The organism is Actinomadura sp. ATCC 39365, from assembly GCF_054392275.1.
Window position 1 is genome coordinate 7286660 of record NZ_CP184335.1, and the last position, 15968, is coordinate 7302627.

General features: G+C 71.3%; 12 protein-coding genes. 6 read left to right on the top strand and 6 right to left on the bottom strand.

The features are described from left to right. Window positions 1-504: 504 nt before the first annotated feature. From ACNF49_RS35580 to ACNF49_RS35590, 3 genes are all read right to left on the bottom strand, one after another. Window positions 505-1419, bottom strand: coding sequence for a sugar kinase (locus ACNF49_RS35580; protein WP_482940314.1), 915 nt, complete (start codon window positions 1417-1419; stop codon window positions 505-507). Window positions 1420-1492: 73 nt separating this feature from the next. Next, on the bottom strand, window positions 1493-2815 hold the full coding sequence (locus ACNF49_RS35585; protein ID WP_357969258.1) for an MFS transporter: 1323 nt from the start codon (window positions 2813-2815) through the stop codon (window positions 1493-1495). A gap of 264 nt (window positions 2816-3079) precedes the next feature. Next, window positions 3080-3685, bottom strand: coding sequence for a TetR/AcrR family transcriptional regulator (locus ACNF49_RS35590; RefSeq protein WP_357969255.1), 606 nt, complete (start codon window positions 3683-3685; stop codon window positions 3080-3082). 149 nt (window positions 3686-3834) lie between these two features. Between ACNF49_RS35590 and ACNF49_RS35595 the strand changes: the two genes are divergently transcribed. Next, window positions 3835-5274: a PQQ-dependent sugar dehydrogenase gene (locus ACNF49_RS35595; protein WP_482940316.1), complete on the top strand. Its 1440-nt coding sequence runs from the start codon at window positions 3835-3837 to the stop codon at window positions 5272-5274. 42 nt (window positions 5275-5316) lie between these two features. On the opposite strand, the gene ACNF49_RS35600 is transcribed toward ACNF49_RS35595, so the two are convergent. After that, the gene (locus tag ACNF49_RS35600; protein ID WP_498703278.1) at window positions 5317-9459 is read right to left on the bottom strand and encodes a tetratricopeptide repeat protein; all 4143 of its coding nucleotides are present in this window, start codon (window positions 9457-9459) and stop codon (window positions 5317-5319) included. A 604-nt stretch (window positions 9460-10063) separates the two neighbouring features. Between ACNF49_RS35600 and ACNF49_RS35605 the strand changes: the two genes are divergently transcribed. From ACNF49_RS35605 to ACNF49_RS35625, 5 genes are all read left to right on the top strand, one after another. After that, entirely contained in the window at window positions 10064-10567 is a 504-nt protein-coding gene (locus tag ACNF49_RS35605; protein WP_482940317.1) for a MauE/DoxX family redox-associated membrane protein, read from the top strand. After that, a complete protein-coding gene (locus ACNF49_RS35610) occupies window positions 10564-11094 on the top strand; it encodes a thioredoxin domain-containing protein (protein WP_482940318.1) in 531 nt (176 codons plus the stop codon). The genes ACNF49_RS35605 and ACNF49_RS35610 overlap by 4 nt, the downstream gene beginning before the upstream one ends. Before the next feature lie 380 nt (window positions 11095-11474). Next, window positions 11475-13484 carry an ABC transporter ATP-binding protein gene (locus tag ACNF49_RS35615; protein WP_482940319.1) on the top strand — a complete coding sequence of 670 codons (2010 nt, stop codon included), beginning with the start codon at window positions 11475-11477 and terminating at the stop codon, window positions 13482-13484. Beyond that, on the top strand, window positions 13481-14158 hold the full coding sequence (locus ACNF49_RS35620; RefSeq protein WP_482940320.1) for a S26 family signal peptidase: 678 nt from the start codon (window positions 13481-13483) through the stop codon (window positions 14156-14158). The genes ACNF49_RS35615 and ACNF49_RS35620 overlap by 4 nt, the downstream gene beginning before the upstream one ends. Window positions 14159-14184: 26 nt before the next feature. After that, complete coding sequence (locus ACNF49_RS35625; RefSeq protein ID WP_357969241.1) at window positions 14185-14364, top strand: hypothetical protein; 180 nt, start codon at window positions 14185-14187, stop codon at window positions 14362-14364. Window positions 14365-14433: 69 nt separating this feature from the next. Here the strand turns inward: ACNF49_RS35625 and ACNF49_RS35630 are convergent, their stop codons facing one another. Next, window positions 14434-14952 carry a signal peptidase II gene (locus tag ACNF49_RS35630; RefSeq protein ID WP_498703279.1) on the bottom strand — a complete coding sequence of 173 codons (519 nt, stop codon included), beginning with the start codon at window positions 14950-14952 and terminating at the stop codon, window positions 14434-14436. Window positions 14953-15074: 122 nt separating this feature from the next. Beyond that, a complete protein-coding gene (locus ACNF49_RS35635) occupies window positions 15075-15953 on the bottom strand; it encodes a carbohydrate kinase family protein (RefSeq protein WP_482940322.1) in 879 nt (292 codons plus the stop codon). Window positions 15954-15968: the final 15 nt, after the last annotated feature.

A 15968-nucleotide genomic window follows, 5' to 3' on the forward strand; every position in this document is an offset into this window, starting at 1 on the left:
CACTTGCCGGTCTGCCGTCGGAATGTCTTTCAATCGCGTCAACCTGGAACAGGTCCCTTCGCCCGAGGCTCGCGTCCCTCGGTGGCCGCTTTCCGTATGCACGCTCTTCGAACCAACAGCCCTCCACGTGCTCCCTGCCTCCGGCATACCGTCTTCGGCATACCGTCTTCGGATCCCCCGTTCATCAAGGCGACCGACATGGCGGCCTTCCCCCTATCCGGACAAACCCTCCAGCAGACTCGCGATTCACGTTCGCTCGTCCGCGACGGGCTCTTACGGCGCGAGAGGCCGGTTGGCGCCGGCCCTCGTCGCCGCGCCCATCATCAGCAGGCCGGCATCAGCGTCACGAACCTCCGGCGGCGACGGACTCGAGCTTCGTACCGGACCGTCTTCGACAGGCTCGCGCTTGGTAGCAAACGACTTCGATGAATCAGTGATCAGCAGCGCTCTTCTTCGACAGCGATCGCACACTTGGCGGCGGAGAATCTTCGGCCGGTTCGCGGACTATCGATGGACCGTTTCGGCGTGCCCGGTGAAGGCGGCCAAGGCGCGGTCCAGGCCCGGCCGGTCCGGAAGGCCGTCGGTGTCGGCGGCGCACTGGACGACGAGTGCCGCGACCGCCGCCGCCTCACGCAGGCACACCTCGTACGACTCGCCGCGCAACATCCCCGACAGGAACCCGGCGGCGAAGCCGTCCCCCGCTCCCACGGGATCGGTCACCGGCACCGTGAACGCCTCCTGCCGCAGGCCCGCGCACGTGGCGGACTTGTCCCGGTGCTTGACCACGGTGAGGCCGGGCAGCGTCGCCGGGTCGACGTGGAGCAGGTCAAGTTCGTCCTCCCCGGCCAGCACAACGTCCGCCCTGGTCAGGAGCGGCGCCACCCGCTCGCGCCACGCCGCGGGCTCGCCCAGCTTGTATCGGATGTTCGGGTCGATGGAGACGAGCGCTCCGGCCTGCCCGGCCAGTTCCAGCAGCCGCAGGGTCGCCAGGTGCGCGGAATCCGACAACATCGGAGTGATGCCCGTGACGTGGACGATCTTCGCACCGCTCACCGTCTCCGGCGTCAGCTCTTCCGGCCTCAGCCTGGACGCGGCGGCTCCGGAACGGTAGTACTGCACGTCGATGGCCCGGAACGGATGACTGTCGCGGACCAGCAGACCGGTCGGCGCACCAGGGTCGATGATCGCGTGCCGGGTGTCGACGCCCTCGGCTCGGAGCATGGACAGGACCGCCCGACCCGCCGGGTCCGCGCCGACCCGCCCGAGCCAGCGCACGTCATGGCCCAGCCTGGCAAGCCCCGCGGCCACGTTCGACTCCGCGCCCGCGATGGAGCGACGGAAGACCGTGGCACGCTCCAACGGGATGCCGGGCTCGGCCAGCATCAGGAGCATGGCCTCACCGCACACTACGACGCTCATGACTCGCCCATCTCCTGTCGTTCTGGATCCGTCAACGGTGCTATCACGTCATGAATGACAAGAGAAGGACCGATCAGGTCGTCTTGTAGGCGGAAGGCTGGGAGATGTCGATCCTGGATCGGTCGGGCAGAGCCAGCACGGCGGCGAACCCGACCACCGCACCGACGATCATGAAGATGGCTATCGCCTGCCAGCCGTAGTCGTGCAGCAACCATGTCGCGATCAGCGGCGCCGGGCCGCCGGCGATGATCGAGGCGAGCTGATAGCCGAGACCCGCACCGCCGTACCTGAGGCTGGTCGGAAAGCTCTCGGCGATGAGCGAGGCCTGCGGGCCGTACTCCATGGCGTGCTGGATCTGCGTGATCATGATCGTGAGGAAGACCACCAGCACGACGCCGGTGTTGAGCAGCACGAAGTACGGGAACGCCACCACCGCCAGCAACGCTGCGCCGGTCGCGTAGACGAGCCGGCGGCCGACACGGTCGCTCAGGTGCCCGAAGAACGGGATCGCGACCAGCTCCACCGCCGCCGCGCACGTCACCGCTGACAACGCGACCGTTCGGGACAGGCCGAGCTGCTGGGTCACGTACGTGATGGCGAACGTCGTGTAGAGGTAGAACGGCATCTGCTCCGACACCCGCAGCAACGCGCTGAGCACCACCTCCTTCGGATGCCTGCGCAGCACCTCGACGACCGGGAGCCTGGCCACCTGCCCCCGTTCCAGCACCCGCGCGAACATCGGGGTCTCCAGCACCTTCAGCCGCACCCACAGCCCGACCGCCACCAGCACCAAGCTGGCCAGGAACGGCACCCGCCAACCCCAGTCCTTGAAGGTGTCGCCCGTCGTGGCGGCCAGCAGCGACATCGCGCCGGTGCCGAGGATCAGCCCGATGGGCACGCCCGCCTGCGGCCAGCTCGCCATGAGCCCACGCCTGCGCTGGTCGCCCCACTCCATCGACAGCAGCACCGACCCGCTCCACTCGCCGCCCACCGCGATGCCCTGCAGGACGCGCAGGACCACCAGGATGATCGGCGCGGCGATGCCGATGCTGTCGGTGCCCGGCAGCACGCCGATGAGGGCACTGGCCACGCCCATCGTCAGCAGGGTGACGATGAGGGTCGCCTTCCTGCCGATGCGGTCGCCCCAATGCCCGAAGATCGCCGCCCCCACGGGCCGGGCCGCGAAGCCCACGGCGTTGGTCGCGAAGGCCGCGAGCGTGCCCGCGTACGGCGTTGACTTCGGGAAGAAGACCTCGGCGAAGACCACCGCGGCGGCCGTGTTGTAGAGAAAGAAGTCGTACCACTCGATGGCGGTGCCGACCACGCTGGCCGTCGCGGCCTTGCGCACCTGGGCTCTGTGTCCGGCGGTCGTTAATCCGTTGCTGCTCTCGGTCACGCTGCACCTCGAAGGCGTTCCTGGGCCGCGTCCGCGCCAACGGCTGCCTTACCCCTCGCCCGCGACTCGAACCGCCTTCGGCCTCCTCCCCCAGCGGGAAACCTCCGGTCATGGCCACGCCTCCCCCCATCGGGACGCCCCCTTCCCCTCCCTGGCTCCACGCGGCTGGCTGCGGAGCCGAGCAGAACTCTAACACTCGTTAACTAGCCCTGCTACCGGGTTCACTGGGCGGCCACATCGCGCGAGGGCATGCCCCAAGGGCAGTCAAGCTGGGGATTCGCCTTCATGGCTCGGGTCGGGCAACCCGGCGAGGACGGCGTCGAGCGCGAACTTGAAGTGTTCGACCTGATCGGCCCGCAGCCGGGCGGCCTCGACCGCGTGATAGTGCGGATACCTGTCGGCCGGCAGCTCGGTCCAGTCCCTTGCGGCGGCCTCGTGCAGGACGAGATGCCCGACGCACACGCGCAGCACCGCCCCCTTCACGTGATCCGCCTGGTCAGGAGGGAAGCCCGCATCCAAGAGGATCCCGAAGATGGCTTCGTGGAGGCTCATCACGGGCGCGCGTCGGGCGTACGTGGTGATGGACCAGACGGAGGCTCTGGGATGCTCCAGCGACTGCCTGACCATCGAGGCCATGAGCCCGCGCAGCTGATCCTTCCATCCCCCTTCACGGGGAGCCTGAGAGACGATCTTGCTGCACACCTCGTCCACGATGGCCTCCAGCAGCGACTCGCGTCCGTCGAAGTAGTGATAGATCGCCGTCGCCGTCACATCGAGACGTTTGGCCAGCTTACGCATGCTGATCCCGTGGGCGCCGTCCGCCTCGAGGACCTCCAGGCCGGCTTCCAGGATCTTGTGACGGGTGAGCATCAGAATTGACCTCGCGCTTAACACATGTTAGAAATCTAACGGCCGTTAACTCCGGACAGCTTATCCGAGGGGAGAGGATCCTTGGCTGCCGTTCTTACGTGCCGTCCAGTCATCCATCAAAGATCAGCCGCCCACGGGGAGACACACCTGTGTCCACGACCTCCGAAGTGACAGCGCCGGTGACGGCCTCGCGCCGCCCAAGACGCCGGACCCTGCTCCGAGCCCTGCTTGTGCTGCTCCTGCTCATGGTCCTCGCGGTGGCCGGCGCGGCCTACGCGGTGAACCGGGGCGGAGTCCCACAGACAGCCGCCCACCTGGGCTCCGAGCCCGAGCTCGGGGAGCGCGAGACGTTCCCCATCCCGAAGGTCAACGCCCCCGACGTGGTCGGCTGGCCCTCCGGCAGAGCGCCGAAGGCACCGGCCGGGTTCACGGTCACCCGGTTCGCGGGCGAGCTGGAGCATCCCCGCTGGCTCTACGAGTTGCCCAACGGCGACGTGCTCGTGGCCGAGTCGGCCACCCTGCCCAAAGACCCGGAGTCCCCGATCATGGGGCTGTTCTACTGGCTGCGCCGCAACGACGGCTCGACCACCGAACGCAGCGCCAACCGGATCACGCTGCTGCGCGACACCGACGGCGACGGCGTGGCCGACTTCCGCAGCGTGTTCCTGGAGAACCTCAACCAGCCGTTCGGGATGGCGCTGCTGGCCGCGTCCGCGCCGTACACGCTCGGCCCGGCGGCTCCGAACGGTACCCAGGCGGCCTTCTACGTCGCGGGCACGGACGGCGTCTGGCGCTTTCCGTACAAGCTGGGTGAAACCCGTGTCACCGCCCCCGGGAAGAAGATCCTCGACCTGCCCGCCGGCGGCTACAACAACCACTGGACCCGTAACCTTGTCGCGGCCCCTGACGGTACCAAGCTCTACGTCACGGTCGGCTCGTCCAGTAACGCGGGCGAACATGGCCTGGAGGCCGAGCGACGGCGCGCCGCCATCCTGGAGATCAACCCTGACGGCAGCGGCGAGCGCATTTTCGCCTCCGGCCTCAGAAACCCCAATGGCCTGGCTCTCGAACCGCAGTCCAGAACACTCTGGACAGTTGTCAACGAACGCGACCTCCTGGGCGACGACGCCGCACCTGATTACCTCACACGCGTACGCCCAGGTGACTTCTACGGCTGGCCGTGGAGCTATTGGGGGAAGCACGTGGACGAGCGGGTCCAGCCACCGCGCCCTGAGATGGTGGCTCGTGCTCTCCGTCCCGACTACGCCCTCGGCGCTCACACGGCTCCCCTCGGTTTGGCCTTCTCCGAGAGCCCCACATTCCCCGAGGCCTACCGCGGCGGCGCCTTCATCACCGAACACGGCTCCTGGAACCGCGGTGATCCGGTCGGCTACAAGGTCGTGTACGTCCCCTACAAGAACGGCATGCCCAGCGCCAAGCCCCAGGACTTCCTGACCGGCTTCAAGCCGGCCCCGGACGAGAGCACCACGTACGGCCGGCCGGTCGGCGTGATCACGGGCAAGAACGGCCGCCTACTGGTCGCGGACGACGCAGGAAACACGATCTGGCACATCACGCCCCGACCATGACTCCGGGTCAGGCCAGATCGGAAGGCAGAAGGGGCGGTGGGTTCAGGTCGAAGGGAGGAGAGCGCGTTGCCAGCACTTCGCTGTGAGGCCGAGTTCCGTGAAGAGCTCCGCCGCTCTGCGCGCGTCGCCGGCGTCGTCGCTGATGCTGGCCCGCAGGGACAACGCCAGGCCCTCATGCAGGCGATACCCGGCGGCGCGGGCCAGCGCCAGGGCCAGCCCGGCGTGGCGGAGCGCCGGTTCGCGCGCGCCGCGCCGGCTCTCGCCGGCGGCGAGGCCGAGCAACGCCTTCGTCTCCGGGTAGCGATTGCCCGCCGTCCTGGCCAGCTCCAGCGCCCGCCGGTGGTGGTCGAGCGCGGCGTCCACGTCGCCGAGCGCGAGGTGGACGAGGCCGAGGGTGTGCAAGGTGTCCGCGACGAGCCTGCGGTGTCCGGTCTGGTGGGAGGCGTCGAGTGCCGTGACGGCCAGCTTGAGCGCTTGGTCGAGGTTGCCGTCGTCACGTTCGACCGCGGCCAGGTTGCGCAGTGTGTCGGCCTCGTTGCCACGGTTGCCCACCTCCCGGTGCAGGTCCAGCGCGGACAGGAGGGTGTCACGGGCCTCGGGCAGCCGGTCCAGGCCGTGCAGGACCTCGCCCATGATGGCCAGACCGTTCGCCTCGCTGGCCCGGTGCTCCAACTCGCGGCACAGCGCCAGCGAGCGGTGCAGGCTGGTCTCGGCGTCGTGGAGGCGTCCCATCTCCAGGTAGAGGCAGCCGAGGTTGCCCAGGTTGACGGCCTGGGCGGGGGTGTGGGCGATGGCCTCGTTCAGCATGAGGGCGCGTTCGAGGTGGGCGACGGCCTCGCGCAGCATGCCCAGGTCGGCGTACGTGGCGCCGGCGTTGCACAGGGCCGCGGTGAGCGCCTCGTGCCAGCCGGTCTCCTCCGCCAGGCGCATGGCCTCCGCGTAGTGGTCGAGCGCCTGCTGCTGGCGCCCCTGGAAGCCGTTCAGCCCGGCCAGGCTGAGCAGCAGCGCGACCTGCGCCCGCAGCTCGCCCGCCGCTCTGGCTGCCGCCAGGCCGGTGTTGCCCATCGTGCGCCACTCCGCCACCTGGTGGCGCATGAAGAAGTAGCCGCGCAGGGTGTCGGCGATGAGCCAGGCCGCCTCGTACGGGCCGTGCTCGGCGGTGTGGGTCACCGTGGCGAGCAGGTTGGGCAGTTCGGCGTCGAGCCAGCCGGACGCGGCGGCGTGGTCAGGGAAGCGCTCGGCGGCGGGCGCGACGGGCAATCGCAGGAACTGCGGGTAGAGCGTGCGTGCCGCGGCGTCCGCCTGGTCGAGGTAGTGGCGGTGCAGGCGGAGCAACTCGGCGTGCTCGTCGCGCGCATACTCGGCGGCGCACAGTCTCAGCAGGTCGTGCTGGGCGAACCGGCCTGGTACGTACTCCTCCAACAGGCTCGCCGCGCGCAGGACGGCCGCCAGCGCCTCGGCCTCCTCCTCGGTGGTCGCCAGGAGCGCGGCCATGGCGGGGACGGTGATGTCAGGGCCGGGGATCAGCCCGAGAAGCCGGAACAGGCGTTGCGCGGCAGGCGGGAGTGCGGCGTAGGAGAAGTGGAACGCGGTCCGCACAGCCGATTCGACGTCGCCGGGGATCTGGAGCGCGTCCAGCCGGTTGCCCGCGCGCAAGCGCTGCACGTACCGGGCCATGGGACCGGCGAGCGGGTGCGCATCAGGCGGGGCGAGGGTTCGAGCAGTGGGTTCGGCATTGCGCTCAGCGGTGGGTCGGGCATCGGGCTCGGCGTTCGGCCCGGTGTAGGGATCGGCGTTGGGCTGGGCGTGAAGCTCGGCGCGGGGTCCGACCCTGGGCTGAGCGTGTGGCTGAGTGCTGGGGCCGACGTTGGACTGAGCGTGTGGCTGGGCGCCGGGTCCGGCGTTGGGCTGGCTATGGGATCGGTGGGTGGGCCGTGCGGTCTGCCTGAGGGCGGTGTGGGTGGCGAGCGTGCTGAGGAGGTTGGCGGCGGCGATGCGCAGGGCGAGCGGGAGGTGGGCACACAGGGACGCCAGCTCGGACACCGCTTCAGGCTCGGCCCTGACCTGGGGGCGTCCGAGCAGACGGCCCAGCAGGTCGCGGCACTCCCCCTCGGTGAGCGCCGGCAGCGGGAGCACCCGGGCGCCGTCGAGCGCGACCAGGCCGGCCAGGGTGTCCCTGCTCGTGATGAGCGTGGCCGGGCCCGCTCCGCCGGGCAGCAGCGGGCGCACCTGACGGGGGTCCGAGGCGTTGTCCAGCACGACCAGCACCCGTTTGCCCGCCAGCATCGTGCGGTAGAGGGCGGCGGCCTCGTCAGGGTCTCCGGGGACCTGCTCGGGCGGCACGCCGAGCGCGTGCAGGAAGCGGGCGAGCGCGTCGAGGGGGCCGAGCGGATGCGCGGCGGCGTATCCACGCAGGTTGACGTAGAGCTGGCCGTCGGGGAACCGGTCGCGGGCGCGGTGCGCCCAGTGCACGGCCAGCGCCGTCTTGCCGACGCCCGCCGTACCGGTGAGGACGGCGACCATGGACGCCTCGTCCCGCCCTTCGAGGAGCCTGTCCAGGCGGCGCAGCGCGGTGGCACGGCCGGTGAAGGCCGCCACGGCGGCGGGCAGTTGTGCGGGTACGGTCACCACTCGTTCCGGCGACCGTCCTGCCGGCACCTCGGGCGGGCGGGTGAGGATGCGCTCGCGCGCTCTGCGAAGGTCGTCCCCCGGCTCCACGTCCAGTTCCTCGGCCAGCCTGGCCCGTATCTCCCCGTACAGGCGAAGGGCCGCGGCTTGCTCGCCCTGCTCGGCCAGCGCGGTCATCAGCCTGGCGGCAAGCCCCTCGTGCAGTGGCTCGTCGTGCACCACCCGCCACAGGGCGGCCACCACCTCCGGCCCAGCGCTGGGGGCGGCATCGGCAAAGGCCAGTGCCGCGGCGACCCGCTTCCTGGCGGCGGCGACAGCGACGGGGTGTTCACGCAGACGACTGGGAGAACCGGCCAGCACGGGGCCTCGCCAGCATGCGAGCGCCGCGGCGAGCACGGCGTCCCACGGCGGGATCCGCCGGTCGGCTCCGATGGGAGCGCCGTCGCCACGACGGCGAGCGGTCAGCGCCTCGAGGGTGGTGCTGTTCGGGGGGTCTGGGAGGCGGGCGGTCAACGCTTCCAAGGTCGCCAGGTCCAAGGACGCGCCTGGAAGCGCACCGGCGCGAGCGATCAAGGCCTGCAATGTCGCCGAATCCGAAGATGTACCCGGCAATGCACCGACACGAACCGCCAATGCCTGTAAAGCCGCCAGATCCGATGAGGCATTGGTGAGCGCGTCGAAGCGTGCGGTGAGCGCGTCCGTGGTGGCAGGGTCCGGCGACGAGGTGGGGTGAGGGGGCAGGCTTAGCGGCCCCTGGGTGGCAAGGTCTGGAGGGGTGTCGGGCAGCACATCTGGCCCAGCGGTCAACGCCTCCCACGTTGCGGGATCCGGGGAGGCGGCGGGAAATCCAGCGGTGCGGGGCTGCAATGGCTCCCCGGCGGTGAGGGCCGAGGAGGTCGCGGGGAGGGTATCGGGATGGAGGGTTAGCGCCTCCAAGGCGGCGAAGTTCAGAGCGGCACCGCGGTGGGCGGTCAGCGCCTGCAAGGTGGCGACGTCCAGAGCGGCGCCGGGGCGGGTGGTCAGTGCTTCGAAGGTGGTCAGGTCGAGGGAGGAGGTGGGGAGCGCGAGGAGGTAGCCGGCGGGCGTCCGCTGGATCGCCTCCTTGCCCAGCGCCGCGCGCAGCCGGGTCGCGTACACGTGGATGAGGTTGTCGTACGTGCGCGGCGGCCGGTCCTCCCACAGGATGTCCACGATCTCGTCGACCGTGACCGGCCGCCCGGCGTGCAGCGCCAGAAGGCCGAGCAGGGCCCGGGGCATGGCCGCGCCCACGTCCAGTTCGATGCCGCCGCGGCGGACGGAGAGCGGGCCGAGCACGCCGATCCACGGTGGCCGCGGCGCAGCGCGTTCGAAGGCGGCCAGCAGGTCGGCCCGGTCGGGATCCGTCAGAGGCAGGACGGCGACCAGGCGTTCCAGGGAGGCGCGTTGTGGGCGGCTGACGTGTCCGCGTTCGATGTCGCGCAGCGTGCGCACGGCGATCCCGGCGCGGGCGGCCAGTTCGCGCTGGCTCAATCCCGCCGCCACCCGCCTGCGCCGGAGTGCCTCACCGCCCGAGCTCATATGGATCCCGCCGCAATTCCTGCCGTAGTGCCCACCGCGGTACCTGTTGCGACTCCTGCTTTGGCTCTCAGCGTGGCTCCTGCCGTAGTACCCACTGCGGAACCTGTTGCGACTCCTGCTCTGGCTCTCAGCGTGGCTCCTGCCATGGTCCCCGCTTCGGTTTCCACCTTGGTTCTCGACGGGGCTCCTGCCGTGGTCCCCACCTGGGTTCTCACCGTGGTAACTACCTGGGTTCTCACTGTGGTCCCCCCATGTCCATGCCGTGATTCCCGCCGTGGTCCCTACCGTTGATTCCCATCGCGGTCTCCGCGTTGGTCCCCGCTTCAGTCCTCACTGCGGTCCCCGCGTTGGTCCCCACTTCAGTCCCCAACTGTGGTCTCGTGTAGGGCCCCACTCCGGTCCCCGCCGTGATTCCCACTGCGGTCCCCTCCGTGGTTGCCGCCCTGGTTCCTGTCGTGGTGCCCGCCGTGCTTTCACCGCCATACCTGCCGCGATTTCTGCCGGTTGCCTGCCGCAGGCGCCCCGAGTGCCTGGTGGACATATTGGCAAATAGTTAAGAAGCTTGCCAGTAAATCCGAGGTGCCGGTTTTCTACGGTTCGGCGCATGGACGTTCTCGCCGTCGGATGTGGCGTCGCCCTGGTCGTGGTGTTCGGCGCCGCGGTCGTGGGCAAGGCGCGCGACCTGCCTGCCTTCGCGCGGTCACTGGAGGGGAGCCGGCTCGTCGGCCGGCGGTGGCGGGCGTGGGTCGCGGGTGGGGTGGTGGTGGTCGAGTCGGCGGTCGTCGTCCTGCTGGTGGCTCCGGGGACGACCTGGTACGGGTTCGCCCTGGCGACGGCGGTGAGCGCGATCCTCACGGGGGCCGTCGCGCTCACGGTGGCCCGGCGTACGCCTGCACCCTGCCTCTGCTTCGGAGGCCCGCCGCGCGACCTTGAGCCGGTGCACCTCGTCAGGAATGCGATGCTCACCGGCGTGAGCGTCCTCGGGCTTGCCACCGGCGGTCCACTTGCGCCGCCGGAGATGGAGCAGAGCGTCGTCGCGGGGCTCGCCGGAGCCGTCGCAGCACTGTTGTTCATCAAGATCGACGATCTCAGGAGCGTGTTCCGATGACGTACTTGATCATCTTCGTCACCGTGCTGAGTGTGCTGAACCTTCTGCTGCTGTTGGCGCTCGTCGTCCGACTACGCGGCGGCGGCGACGCCCACGGCGCTGGGCCCGCGCCGGGACGGATCCCCCTGCCGGTGCTCCCGCCCGGAGCAGTGCCCTCGTCGTTCGCGGCCACGACGCAGGAGGGCGAGGTCGTGGACGCCGCCGGCGTGCGCCTGGTCGGTTTCTTCAGCCCCGCGTGTTCGCTGTGCGGCGAGCGCCTGCCTGACCTTCTGGACTACGTACGCCGGGGCCGGTTCCGCAGGGACGAGGTGCTCGCGGTGCTCATCGGCGCGCCCGGCGAGGTCGAGGAGCTGGCCGCCAGGCTCCGGCCGGCGGCCAGGGTGGTGGTCGAGGAGGAGGCGGAGGGACCGGTGTGGCGCGCGTTCGGGTTGCGCGGTCTGCCTGCCTTCTACCTGCTGGACGACCGTGGCGTGATCAGCGGTTCGGGTACCGAGCCCGCCGCCCTGCCCACCGCGGAGCCGGTGTGAGCCCGAGCGACGGCAGCCTTGGGCGGCCGGAGACGCGGCCGGAGGCACAGTCAGAGGCAAGACCCGAGCCTGCGGCGGAGACACAGCCGGGGCCCGGGGCGGCGCCGGAGCTCGGGCCGAGGTCAGGGGCCGGGGCAACGCCAGGAGGCGGGGCGAGGCCGGAGGGCGGCGCGAGGCCGAGGCCCGGGTCGAGATCACGGTCAGACGCGAGGTTGGTGGCAGGGCGGAGGTCAGAAGGCGGGGCAACGCCCGGTACCGGGGCGGCGCCGGAGCTCGGGGCGAAGTCAAGGTCAAGCGCGAGGTCGGGGTCTGGGTCAGGGGCGGAGGCGGAGGCGAGGCCGGGGTGGGGGACGGGGTTGGGGGTGCTTGGGGAGGCGGTGGTGGTGGCTTGGGAGGCGGGTCGGTGGTACGTCCTGCTGCAGGCTGTGCTGACCGCGGCGACGGGCATTGCGCCGGTGCTCACCGCATGGTGCACCAAGCTCGTCCTGGACGAGGTGGCTGGGCGGGCGACGACGATGGCGGGGTTGGCTCCGTACGTCGCCGCGCTGCTGGTGCTGGCCGCGGTCGCCGGGACGGGGCCGTACGTGACGGGTTTCGCTGAGGCCGAGTTCGAGCGGCGGGTCGGGCTGCTCGTCCGCGACCGGCTCTACACGGCCGTGAACGCGCTGCCCGGTCTCGCCCGGCTGGAGGATCCCGCGTTCCAGGACCGGCTGCACCTGGCCGAGCGGGCCGGCAGTTCGGGCCCCGGCCGGGTGGTGACCAGCGCGCTCGGGCTGGCGCAGGCCGGGATCATGACGGCGGGGTTCCTGGTCACGCTGGTCGGGGTGAGCCCGGCTGTCGCGGTCCTCGTCGCCGTCGCGGCGCTGCCGTTGCTCCGCGTGCACCTGCGGCTGGGACGGGAGCAGGCCGAGGTCATGCGGAGCACGGGGCACGGGCAGCGCCGGGAGATGTTCTTCGCCCGGCTGCTGAGCATGCCGCATGCGGCCAAGGAGATCCGCCTGTTCGGGCTCGGGGACTTCTTCCGCGAACGGATGCTGACCGAGCTGAGGGCGGTCGACGCCGAGCGGCGGCGGATGGCGGTCCGGCAGCTTCGGGGGCAGAGCGGGCAGGCGCTGCTGGCCGCTGCCATCTGGGGGGCGGGGCTGGTGTGGATCGTGGCGGAGGCGGTCGCCGGGCGGGCGTCGGTGGGCGATCTGTCGGTGTTCGTCGCGGCGGTGGCGGGCACGCAGGGTGGGCTGGCGGCCGGCGTGCGCAACCTCGCCGCCGCGCACGAGGCGCTGCTGCTCTTCGGTCACTACCGGGCGGTGCTGAACACCGTCCCCGACCTGACGCCCCCGACCGGGGCACCGCGCGGCCTGACGCGGCAGCGGCCGACGTCGCGAGAGCGAGAGGGCGAGGGCGAGCGAGAGCCGGAGCAGGGCATCACAGTGCGGGAGCGGAAGCAGGGCGTCAGGGTGGGGCTGCGGGAGCGGGGCATCACGGTGCCGGAGCCTGAGCCGAAGCGGGGGCCGGTGCGAGAGGCCGAGCGGGAGCTCCAGCGGAGGCACGAGCGGGAGCCCGAGCGGAGCGACACGGGGCGGGAGCGGGGTGACGTGGTGCCGGAGTTTGAGCTGGAGCGGGGCGTTGTGGTGCGAGGTGTGTGGTTTCGGTACGGGGCCGATCAGCCGTGGGTGTTGCGCGGTGTCGATCTCGACATCCCCGCCGGACGGTCGCTGGCGCTGGTCGGGCTCAACGGGGCGGGCAAGTCCACGCTGGTCAAGCTGCTGTGCCGGTTCTACGACCCCGAGCGCGGCGCGATCTTCTGGGACGGCGTCGACCTGCGTGAGCTCGACCCGGCCGCGCTGCGCGAGCGCCTCGGCGCGGTGTTCCAGGACTTCGCCGCCTACGACCTCGGCGCGGCCGAGAACATCGCGGTCGGCGACCTGCGGGCCGGGCGCGCGCGGGTCGAGGCGGCGGCCGTGCGCGCGGGCGCCGACGCGATGGTGCGGGCGTTGCCACGCGGCTACGACACGCTGCTCACCAGGATGTTCTCCGACGACGAGCAGTCCGGTGTCACCCTGTCGGGCGGGCAGTGGCAGCGGATCGCGCTGGCCAGGGGGCTGCTGCGGGACCGTCCCGAGCTGATGATCCTGGACGAGCCGAACGCCGGTCTCGACCCCGCCGCCGAGCACGAGGTGCACACCGTCCTGCGCGAGCACCGCGCGGGACGGACGACGCTGCTGATCTCCCACCGGCTGAGCACGGTACGCGACGCCGACACGATCGCCGTGCTGGCCGACGGGCAGATCGTCGAGCGCGGCACTCACGAGGAGCTGCTGCGGGCGGGCGGCCGGTACGCCGAGCTGTTCGCGACCCAGGCCCGCGGCTACGCGCCGGCAGGCGTCCGGTGATCGCCGCGCTGACCACCCAGGCCGCTGCTCCGGTGGCGACGGTCCTCAACACCCTGCCCACGGTGGCGATCCTCAACGCCGTGGCCATGGCGACGATCCTCAACGCCCTGCCCATGGCGACGATCCTCCACGCCATGCCCATGGCGGCGATCCTCAACGCCGAGCCGATGGCGACGGCCGTTCACGCCATGGCGGCCGTGCCCGGGGGCGCCGTGATCGGAGTCGTCAACGCCGTCGTGGCCATCGTCGGGGGCGTCGTCGTGGCCGGGGGTGTGCTGGTGCTCTTGTTGCGGGTGCGCTTTCTCGCGGTGACCGTGCGCGGGCGGAGCATGGAGCCCACGCTGTGGCACGGCGACCGGGTGCTGGTGCGCCGGTCCTCCCTGGACGGGGTGCGTCCGGGGCGGCTCGTGGTGGTGGCTGCGGAGCCGGGCGCGTCCTGGCTGGTGAAGCGGGCGGTGGCGGTGCCGGGGGATCCGGTGCCGCGGGCCGAGGTGCCCGCGCTGGCGACCCGGCCGGAGCACGTCGTCCCGCCCGGACAGCTGGTCGTGCTCGGTGACAACCGGCCGATCAGCCTCGATTCCCGCAGGTTCGGCTACGTGCCCGCCCGGCAGCTGCTGGGCGTGGTCGTGGGCCACCTGCCGAAGACTCCGCGCCGGCGTCCCGCCGGGCGGTGAGGAAAGGTGAGGAAAGGACAACTGTCATGGTCAAGCTCGCGGAGCGGGTGCTCGCCCGTGTCCTCCCCCGGACGACCGCCGACGCCGGTTGCACGTACCAGACCTGGTGCGACCACTGCGGCGGCAGCTACTACAAGCGGATCTTCTTCTGGTCCGACTGCACGGTGACCTACACCGCCTGCAACAACCCCTGCCCCTGGAACTGACCCGCACCGGAGACCGGGCGGCGGCCCACCGCCGCCCGGCCTCAGGCAGGTCCGATCAAGCAGGGCCGATCAAGCAGGGTCCTCTGCCGAAGACGCCGAGGACGCCGAGGACGCCGAGGACAGGCGTTCCTCGCCGGGAGCGTCCCCCAGCTGAATCCCGCGGACGCTGAGCAGGAACAGCAGCGCGCACCCGCCGGTCAGGGCGATGTCGGCGACGTTGCCGACGAACAGCCCGCCGTAGTCGATGAAGTCCACCACATGCCCCTGGGCGAACGCCGGCGGGCGGAAGAGGCGGTCGAGCAGGTGGGAGGTGGCCCCGCCGAGCAGCGCGCCCAGCACCACACCCCAGGCCGGCGACCGCAGCCGCCGGGACGTGTACAGGATGCCGGCGACCGCCCCGGCGGCGGCCAGGGTGAACACCCAGGTCACGCCCTCACCCAGGGAGAACGCGGCGCCGGGGTTGAGCAGCAGCCGCAACGAGAGCAGCCGCGGGATCACCGTGATCTCCGCGCCGCCGGACAACGCTGACATCGCCCAGAACTTGGACGCCTGATCGACCAGGAGCACCACCACGGCCAGCACGATCATCCATGCGCGAGGCCGCCCTCCTCGGCTGGTCTCCTGGGGGCCGCGTTCGTCCGACACTCTTGCCTCACAATCCATGGCTTCTCGGCTCGAATCTACCGAATCTTCGGCTCGGCCACGCTCGCTCAGAGCTGGGACGCCCTGCCGAGCAGCAGATTCTCGGTGATCGGGGATTCGTGGGTGCCCTCGACCGTGCACGCGTGCGCGCCGGCGACCGCGCCCAGTCGGACGCACTCGAGGATCGGGCGGCCGTTCAGGAGGCCGTACAGGAAGCCGGAGACGAAGGCGTCGCCCGCGCCGTTGCTGTCGGCCACCGGGCCGGGCAGGGGCGCGGCGGGAAAGGCGCGTACGGTGGCCGAGTCGCGGGTCAGGACGAGGCAGCCGTCCGCGCCCCGCGTGCACACGACCGTGTGGGCGCGCCCCCTGGCCAGGATGTCGCGCATCGTGGCCGCCGGGTCGGCCAGGGCGGTGGCCGACAGGAACACCAGGTCGGAGCCGTAGGCGAAGTCCTTCTGGTAGTCGGCGACGCCGTCCCAGTCGTGCAGGTCGGTGGAGATGGGGACGCCGTCGAGGTCGGGATAGACGTGCCGACAGAAGTCCATGATCGAGACGTGCGCGTGCCTGGGTCGCGGACCGACGTACAGCTCGCGGGGCAGCCGCTCCCCCGGCGTGACCTTGGGATCGTGCAGGGAGGTGCGCCGCCCGTCGGGGCCGACGAGCAGCACGCTGCGCCGGGTGCCCGCCTGCGCCACTCCCCACCTGCAGTCGATGTCGCGCAGGGCGTGCCGGATCAGCGCGCCCTGCGGGTCGTCGCCGACGAGGTCGGCGAACGCGACGCCGAGCCCCAGCGCGTGGCAGCCGAGGGCGACCCCGGCCCCGGTGTTCCCGACGCGGTCGACGACGGGCGGCACGTGGTAGGTGTCCTGGTACGGCAGAGGCAGCGCGGGCACGTAGACAGTGGTGTCCACCCCGGCGCCGCCGAGGACCAGCACGTCAGGCGTCATCGGTCGGCCGACCTT